Origin of the sequence: Methylobacterium sp. WL9, from assembly GCF_008040035.1 — a bacterium.
GTDB classification, from domain to species: domain Bacteria; phylum Pseudomonadota; class Alphaproteobacteria; order Rhizobiales; family Beijerinckiaceae; genus Methylobacterium; species Methylobacterium thuringiense.
Map to the genome: position 1 here is coordinate 1 of NZ_VRVE01000205.1, position 595 is coordinate 595.

The following is a 595-nucleotide window of genomic DNA, read 5'->3' on the forward strand; positions in this document are numbered from 1 at the left end:
TGGCTGCAGATCGCGACGCTGGTGGTCGATCCGAGCTACCAGCGCCCGATCTGCGGACGCGGCCGCAGCAACGTCGACCGCATCGCCCGCGAGTTCAACTGGCGCTTCTTCGCCCCCGTCGTCGTCTCCCCCGTCGAAGGCGGCAAGTTCGCCATCATCGACGGACAGCACCGCACCACCGCCGCCGCCCTCGTCGGCTTCGAGACCGTCCCCTGCCAGGTCGTCATCGCAGACCACGAGGAACAGGCCGCCGCCTTCAAGGCCATCAACGGCGACACCACACCGATGTCCCGCATGGCCCTGCACGCCGCAGGCGTCATCGCCAACGAACCCCGCGCCGTCGAAATCGCCAAGGTCTGCGCCTGCGCCGAGGTCGAACTGCTGCGCTACCCCGTCCCCGTCGACAAGCAGAAGGCCGGACAGACCATGGCCGTCGGCGCCATCGTCCGATGCCACCAGCATTACGGCGCAGACACCCTCATCACCGCCCTGCAATGCGTCACACAGACCGCCAACAACGAACCCGGAATGCTCTCCGCACGCATGATCAAGGCCCTCTGCGAGGTCCTCAAAAACAGACCAGAATGGAGAGAGG

Annotated in this window: 1 protein-coding gene; it reads left to right on the plus strand. The window is 66.4% G+C overall.

Features of this window, described 5'->3' with window-relative positions:
- Positions 1-595, plus strand: a 595-nt coding sequence (locus FV217_RS22515) for a DUF6551 family protein (protein ID WP_187272686.1), incomplete at both ends; no start/stop codon positions are given.